This window comes from Nocardia otitidiscaviarum NBRC 14405 (assembly GCF_000308635.1).
GTDB classification, from domain to species: Bacteria; Actinomycetota; Actinomycetes; order Mycobacteriales; family Mycobacteriaceae; genus Nocardia; species Nocardia otitidiscaviarum.
Map to the genome: position 1 here is coordinate 55,584 of NZ_BAGD01000123.1, position 6,701 is coordinate 62,284.

Below are 6,701 nucleotides of genomic sequence, written 5' to 3' on the forward strand. Positions count from 1 at the left end.
CGCTCAGCTCAGGGCACGCAGGCGCGGGGCCAGGTCGCGTTCGAACAGCTCCAGGAACCGCTTCTGGTCGTGTCCCGGGGCGTGGAAGACCAGGTGGTTCAGGCCCGCGTCCGTGTACTGCTTGATCTGCTCGACCGCCTGGTCCGGATCGCTGGCCACGATCCAGCGCTTGGCGATCTGCTCGATGGGCAGCGCGTCGGCGGCGGCCTCCATCTCGATCGGGTCGGTGATGGAGTGCTTCTGTTCGGGGGTCAGCGAGAGGGGGGCCCAGAAGCGCGTATTCTCCAGCGCCAGTTCGGGATCGGTGTCGTAGGAGATCTTGATCTCGATCATGCGGTCGAGATCTTCGGCCGTGCGGCCCACCTTGGCCGCGCCCTCGGACACCGCGGGCATGAGCTTCTCGGTGTAGAGCTCCATCCCCTTGCCGGAGGTGCAGATGAAACCGTCACCCGCGCGGCCCGCGTACCGGGCCACCAGCGGGCCGCCCGCGGCGATGTAGATCGGGATGCCGCCCTTGGGCACGTCGTAGATGGACGCGCCGACGGTGGTGTAGTACTGGCCCTCGAAGTCCACGCGGTCGCCGGTCCACAGCGCGCGCATGAGATCGACGGCTTCGCGCAGCCGCGCGAAACGCTCCTTGAATTCCGGCCATTCGCCGGAGTAGCCGGTGGCGATCTCATTGAGCGCCTCGCCGGTGCCGACGCCCAGCATGACGCGCTCCGGGTACAGACAGCCCATGGTGGCGAACGCCTGCGCGATGACGGCCGGGTTGTAGCGGAAGGTCGGGGTCAGCACCGAGGTGCCGAGCTGGATGCGCCGGGTGCGCTCGCCGACCGCGGCCATCCACGCCAGCGAGAACGGGGCGTGGCCGCCGTTGTGCCGCCACGGCTGGAAGTGGTCGCTCACGGTGGCGCTGTCCATGCCGTGTTCCTCGGCCAGCACCGCGATCTCCACCAGTTCCCGCGGGCCGAACTGCTCCGCCGACGCCTTGTATCCGAGCTTTAGGTTCTTCACCTGCGCCACTCCTGTCGCCTGTATTGCGCTGTGTGTGCGGGTTCCCTCGGCCCGCGGACCGCTCGGGCGCGCTGGATGTGGCGGCGCGCGAACGGCTTACCTCGCACCCTAGGTCAGTACGGGCCGCTGTGTGGCGAGGGCCGCATCCGTCGAGACGAACCCGCGAATCCGAACGGGTATTCCGAGCGCGACACCCGTGATTCGTCGAGCGGGCTCGCTGGTTTCCGCCCGGGGACCCGGCTACCGGGGCAGCGGTGGCCCCGGGTCCAGGCCCATGGCCTCGCGGGCCTTGCGGATGAAGTACAGCCCGCCGCGCACGGTCTCCTTGGCGATGCGCACCTGTCCCAGCGTGGTGGCCTTCACCACCTGCGCCCTGGCGATATTCAGCCGGTCCACGGCCTCGGACATGGCGCGCAGGGCCTCGTCGTTGTCGGGATCGAGTCGGGCCAGTTCTCCGGACATGCGGTCCAGGTGCCGGTTCACCTCCGCTTTCGCATCGGCCACCCGCTCCACGTTCCCGGACCACTCCCGCGAGATCCACCAGATGGCCAAGCCCACGATGGCCAACACCAGTACCAGGAACAGAAACCGACCCATACCTCCAGCTTACGGCGGCCCCGACCGCCCGGTAACCGCCGCGCTGATCGCCGATTCGCTCTCGATAGCGGACAATTGGCTCGTGACCACCAATGCTGAGCCGATCCTGTCCTACCTCACCGATATGGACGGTGTGCTCGTGCACGAGAACCATCTCGTGCCGGGGGCCGATAAATTCCTGGCGGAACTGAGCACCAATGACATCCCCTACCTGGTGCTCACCAATAATTCCATCTACACCGCGCGCGATCTGCAGGCGCGGCTGCGGCACTCCGGGCTCGACATCCCGGTGGAGTCGATCTGGACCTCGGCGCTGGCGACCGCGACGTTCCTCAACGAGCAGCGGCCCAATGGCACCGCCTACGTGGTGGGCGAATCCGGGCTCACCACGGCCCTGCACGAGATCGGGTACGTGCTCACCGACAGCGATCCGGACTATGTGGTGCTCGGTGAGACCCGCACCTATTCGTTCGAGGCCATCACCACCGCCATTCGGCTGATCCTGGCGGGTGCGCGGTTCATCGCCACCAATCCGGACGCCACCGGCCCCTCGCGCGAGGGCGTGCTGCCCGCCACCGGTTCGGTCGCGGCCCTGATCACCCGCGCCACCGGCAAGGAGCCCTACTACGTGGGCAAGCCCAACCCGCTCATGATGCGCTCGGCGCTGCGGCGCATCGGCGCGCATTCGCAGTCCACCGTCATGATCGGCGACCGCATGGACACCGACGTGATCTCCGGACTCGAGGCCGGACTGCGCACGATCCTGGTGACCACCGGCATCTCCGGCCGGGCCACCGCGGAGGACTTCCCCTTCCGCCCGACCCTGATCCTCGACTCCGTCGCGGAGTTGGTGGGCCGCACCCGCGACCCGTTCTCGGCGGCCTGACACGCGGCTCCGGCGACGCGCACCCCGCACCGACGCGGTCCCGGTCCGGCGGGTGCTCGGTTCCACACTCGATCGCGCCGAACCTGCACCGCCCCACAATGCGGCGGCTCCATCCGCTGTCCGGCACCTGGTCGTCGCACGCCGTCGCTGAGGTGGCCGACACCGTCCTACAGCGTCGCCGTGGCACGGTCGCCGACCACGCCGGTGCGATTCACTCGCGCTCGAGTGCGTCGAGTGCGGTCGAGAGGGTGGTGAGCGCGTCGACCACGCGGGTGAACTCGTCGATGCCGAGGTGTTCGGTGAGGCGGGCGGAGATGTCCGCGTGCTGGGGGTCGATGCGCTGGACGGCCGCGTAGCCCGCGTGGGTGGGGGCGACTAGTTTGGCGCGGCGGTGGGCCGGGTTCGGGCGGTACTCGGCCAGGCCCTTGTCGACCAGCAGGTCCGCGATCCGCTGCACGCTCTGCCGGGTGATGCCCATCGCGCGTGCGATCCCGGCCACGGGCAGCGGCTCCCGCAGTACCGCGCCCAGCACCTGCCACCAGGCCGCGGTGAGACCCGCCGGGCGGGCCAATTCCTCGGCGATGGCGAGGAATTGGCCGTTGAGCTTGAACGAGGTGATCGCCGCCGTACTGAACAGTTCCTGTTCGCGCCGGATCTCGCCGTCCGCCCGCCCGGTGGAGCGGCGCCGCGTCACGACGCCGTCGCCTCGGCGGATCGCTGCTGCTCGTACTCGGCGAGGGCGAAGAATCCGGCCGGATCGTTGTCGCCGTAGAGCCGGTACCACGCGTCGAGGATGTGCGGCTCGTAGATGTCGAGCCGGGCGAGGATCGCCCGCGCGAACTCGACCGGCCTGGTGCCGGTGGCCGTGATCAGATCCCCGTCGGTGACGGCGGGCTCGTACACGAAGCGGTCGGCACCCGAATAGCCGCTGTAGGCAAGGTATTCCGCCGCATTGCTGGTGTGCGCCCGCTCGTCGAGCAGCCCGGCCGCCGCCAAACCGAAAGTGGCCCCGCAGATTCCCGCCACCGGCACACCCGCCGCCACGAACTCACGAGCCTTGTCCGCGAAGGGTGTCAGCGCACCCGTTTCCCAGGTGTCCGCGCCCGGCAGGATGAGCATGGCGCTGTCGGCCGGGGACAGCTCGGCCAGCATCGCATCCGGCACCACCCGCATACCACCCGCCGAGGTGACCGCGTCGCGGCCGATCCCCACCGTGCGCACCTGCCAGGTGCCGGGCTCCCGGTGCCACATGGCGCGGTTGATATGCGCGGTGGCGTGGCCGACCTCCCAATCCGCGAAGGTGTCGTAAACGGCCATGTGCACTGTTTTCATCATGACAGTATCCTGTCATCTTTGACAGGATACTGTCAATAGTTCGGATACGAAAAACCCCGGCCCATCGAGAGCCGGGGTGTCGCGCGTGCCGAGCGGTCAGCTCAGCGCATGATCCAGATCGCCGAGCAGATCCTCCACATCCTCGAGGCCCACCGAGATGCGGACCACGCCGTCGGTGATGCCCACGGCCGCACGGCCTTCCGGCCCCATGGCCCGGTGCGTGGTGGTGGCCGGATGGGTGATCAGGGTCTTGGCATCGCCGAGGTTGTTGGAGATGTCGATGATGCGCAGCCGGTTGAGCACCTCGAACGCGCGCTTCTTGGCCTCGTCGGCACCCGCCTTCAGCTCGAAGGTGACCACGGTGCCGCCGCCCGACATCTGACTCTTGGCCAGCTCGTACTGCGGATGCGAGGCCAGGAAGGGGTACTTCACCCAGGCCACCGAATCCTTGCCCTCGAGGAACTCCGCGATGCGCTGCGCCGAGGAATTGGCCTGGCGCACCCGCAGCGGCATGGTCTCCAGCCCCTTGAGCAGCGTCCAGGCATTGAACGGGCTCAGCGCCGGGCCGGTATGGCGCATCAGATTCTTCACCGGGCCGTCGATGTAGTCCTTGGACCCGAGAATCGCGCCGCCGAGGACACGGCCCTGGCCGTCGATATGCTTGGTGCCGGAATAGACCAGCACGTCCGCGCCGAGTTCGAATCCGCGTTGCAGCAGCGGAGTGGCGAAGACATTGTCCAGCACCACCTTCGCGCCCGCGGCATGCGACAGCTCGACCACCCGGCGCACATCCACCAGCGACTGCATGGGGTTGGACGGCGTTTCGAAGAACACGGCCTGGGTGGGCACCGACAGCGCCCGCTCCCACTGATCGATGTCCTCACCGTCGACGAAGACGGTCTCCACGCCCCAGCGCGGCAGAATCTCGTTGGCCACCACGAAACAGGAGCCGAACAGGCTGCGCGCGGCCACCAGCCGGTCACCCGCGCCGAGCAGCGCGCCCAGCGCCGTGAACACCGCCGACATCCCGGACGCGGTGGCGAAACACGCTTCGCCACCGTCGATCAGGCGCAGCCGCTCCTCGAACATGGCGACGGTCGGATTGCCGTAGCGCGAGTACACGTAGTGCTCGATATCGCCGGTGAACGACGCCTCGGCCGCCTCGGCGCTCTCGTAGACGAATCCGGAGCTGAGGTACAGCGCCTCGGAGGTCTCCTCGAAACCGCTGCGGCGCAAGCCACCTCGGACGCCGATGGTCGCGGGGCCGACGCCCTCGGGCAGGGGCTTGTCGAAAGCGCCTCCGGTGATCACAGCTGCCTCCCATCGACAGGGTTCGACCGACGCGCCACATGCGCGACGGCGGTGGCGGTCACGACCGACGGCACCCGCGGCGCGCCCGCGGTGGCCGGAACCGGTCGCGTCATGATTGCCGCCACGGAAGTCCCTCGGCGCGCCAGCCGGAGCCGCCGCGGTGTCCCTGCGCGTCCAGCGCGCCCTCGAAACCCTCGACCACGTTGAACGCGGGCGTGAAGCCGACGGCGGTGGCCGCGGTGGCCGCGCCGATGGAGCGCTGCCCGGACCGGCAGATGAAGATCACGGGCGCGTCGCCCTCGGGATCCCGCTCGGCCAGCGCCTGCTTGAGCTGATCGGTGAACCGGGTATTGGGCGAGCCGGTGACATCCACCCATTCGATGAGAACGGTGGGCCGTCCGATGCCGCCGGTATCGGGTACGCCGACGAATCGCCATTCCGCCTCGGTGCGCACATCCACCAGCACCGCGTCCGGATTGTCGCGCAACAGCTCCCACGCCTGCCGTGGCGTGATGTCACCCGCATAGCTCACTGCTTGAACCTCCTGTGAATCCGCACTTGCCGCACCGAGGTGCGTGGCCAGGTCGTCACCCGGAGCACCCCACCGCGGAGGAGGGTTGCCGACCAGCCAGCCGGGGCTTGGCGCTGGTACTCATGACCTGGATCTGAGATTGCCCGGACCACCGCCCGACTGTCAAACGCATGTGTCCGAGTAGTGGGACGGTCAGCGGTCGCAGACCACCCAGCCGTTGCCGCCGCGGGTGAAGTTCCAGGTCGCGGTGTTCTCGGTGCCGTCGAGTCGCACGGTGACGGTGGCGGTGGCGCGGTCGCCGTCCACCCGGGCGTCGGTGAGGCGCACGAATTCCAGAGCCGGTGCGGCGTCCTCGGATTCGATCCGCACCGGCGAGCGGTCGTTGTCGAAGCCCGCGCAGACGATGCGATCGCCCAGCGGGTCGTCCGCGGCCAGCGCGCCGACGAGGTTGCGGGCGGCCACGGCCAGTCGATCGGAATCTGTGACATTCTTCTCAGCCGGGGATACCAGCCCTGCGATCACGATTCCCAGCACGACCAGCGCGATGATGCCCGCGGCGGCCAGGAACGGCAGCATCGACCTGGTCCCGGTCTGGTCGATCGGGATCGGCTGTTCATCCTCACCGGCTGTGTGTTCCGATCGCTCAGCCGAGTTTTCCGGCCGCTCGCTTCGCTCACTCATGAGGTAGATCATGCCTGGTCGCCGGGGGTGTACGCGGCTCGACACCGGGTACTCGATGCAGTGGGCATCCGCCCAGTTCACCGCACCCCGGCGGGCCGTGGTCTACCCCACCGATAGAATCGTCTGAATTCTCCGCCCGCGCGGGGGAATAGCAGGACGGCGCAGCAACGCTGCAGCGTCGGAGGCCTCGGGATGGCCCGAGCTCGGGCGTCAACTTAGCCTAAGCTAAGAACGACGGCTAAGACTGACCGCAAGATTGTATTTCGACTCGTAAGGGTGCGCGTAAGAGATGACCGAACAGAGTGCAGCGACCCGCCCGCTCCGCATCGCGATCGTTGGTGCCGG

Annotated in this window: 8 protein-coding genes and 1 riboswitch; of the genes, 1 reads left to right on the forward strand and 7 read right to left on the reverse strand. The window is 68.4% G+C overall.

The features are described from left to right. Nucleotides 1-3: 3 nt before the first annotated feature. Together fgd and ON31_RS27990 are read right to left on the reverse strand one after the other, a co-directional pair. Nucleotides 4-1,014: a glucose-6-phosphate dehydrogenase (coenzyme-F420) gene (fgd, locus tag ON31_RS27985; RefSeq protein ID WP_039817907.1), complete on the reverse strand. Its 1,011-nt coding sequence runs from the start codon at nt 1,012-1,014 to the stop codon at nt 4-6. 240 nt (nt 1,015-1,254) lie between these two features. Beyond that, a complete protein-coding gene (locus ON31_RS27990; RefSeq protein ID WP_039817909.1) occupies nt 1,255-1,611 on the reverse strand; it encodes a hypothetical protein in 357 nt (118 codons plus the stop codon). Nucleotides 1,612-1,735: 124 nt separating this feature from the next. On the opposite strand from ON31_RS27990, the gene ON31_RS27995 reads away from it, so the two are divergent. Continuing rightward, nucleotides 1,736-2,497, forward strand: a complete 762-nt coding sequence (locus ON31_RS27995) for an HAD-IIA family hydrolase (protein ID WP_051037835.1) — start codon at nt 1,736-1,738, stop codon at nt 2,495-2,497. 211 nt (nt 2,498-2,708) lie between these two features. Here the strand turns inward: ON31_RS27995 and ON31_RS28000 are convergent, their stop codons facing one another. The 5 genes from ON31_RS28000 to ON31_RS28020 form a co-directional block, all read right to left on the reverse strand. Continuing rightward, the gene (locus ON31_RS28000; RefSeq protein WP_255222285.1) at nt 2,709-3,191 is read right to left on the reverse strand and encodes a MarR family winged helix-turn-helix transcriptional regulator; all 483 of its coding nucleotides are present in this window, start codon (nt 3,189-3,191) and stop codon (nt 2,709-2,711) included. Further along, entirely contained in the window at nt 3,188-3,832 is a 645-nt protein-coding gene (locus ON31_RS28005) for a type 1 glutamine amidotransferase family protein (RefSeq protein WP_039817880.1), read from the reverse strand. Before ON31_RS28005 ends, ON31_RS28000 begins: the two co-directional genes overlap by 4 nt. 96 nt (nt 3,833-3,928) lie before the next feature. Then, on the reverse strand, nt 3,929-5,143 hold the full coding sequence (locus tag ON31_RS28010) for an O-succinylhomoserine sulfhydrylase (RefSeq protein ID WP_029933013.1): 1,215 nt from the start codon (nt 5,141-5,143) through the stop codon (nt 3,929-3,931). A gap of 109 nt (nt 5,144-5,252) precedes the next feature. Next, nucleotides 5,253-5,675, reverse strand: coding sequence for a rhodanese-like domain-containing protein (locus ON31_RS28015; protein WP_039817881.1), 423 nt, complete (start codon nt 5,673-5,675; stop codon nt 5,253-5,255). Between the two features lie 17 nt (nt 5,676-5,692). After that, nucleotides 5,693-5,803: riboswitch (SAM riboswitch) on the reverse strand. A gap of 64 nt (nt 5,804-5,867) precedes the next feature. After that, complete coding sequence (locus tag ON31_RS28020) at nt 5,868-6,356, reverse strand: Rv0361 family membrane protein (RefSeq protein ID WP_147287010.1); 489 nt, start codon at nt 6,354-6,356, stop codon at nt 5,868-5,870. Nucleotides 6,357-6,701 lie beyond the last annotated feature (345 nt).

What these genes read in the sequence shown, in the direction of transcription:
- ON31_RS28005 (WP_039817880.1), bottom strand. Translation starts at nt 3,832, where the DNA reads ATGATGAAAACAGTGCACATGGCCGTTTACGACACCTTCGCGGATTGG.
- ON31_RS28020 (WP_147287010.1), bottom strand. Translation starts at nt 6,356, where the DNA reads ATGAGTGAGCGAAGCGAGCGGCCGGAAAACTCGGCTGAGCGATCGGAA.
- ON31_RS27995 (WP_051037835.1), top strand. Translation starts at nt 1,736, where the DNA reads ATGGACGGTGTGCTCGTGCACGAGAACCATCTCGTGCCGGGGGCCGAT.
- ON31_RS27990 (WP_039817909.1), bottom strand. Translation starts at nt 1,611, where the DNA reads ATGGGTCGGTTTCTGTTCCTGGTACTGGTGTTGGCCATCGTGGGCTTG.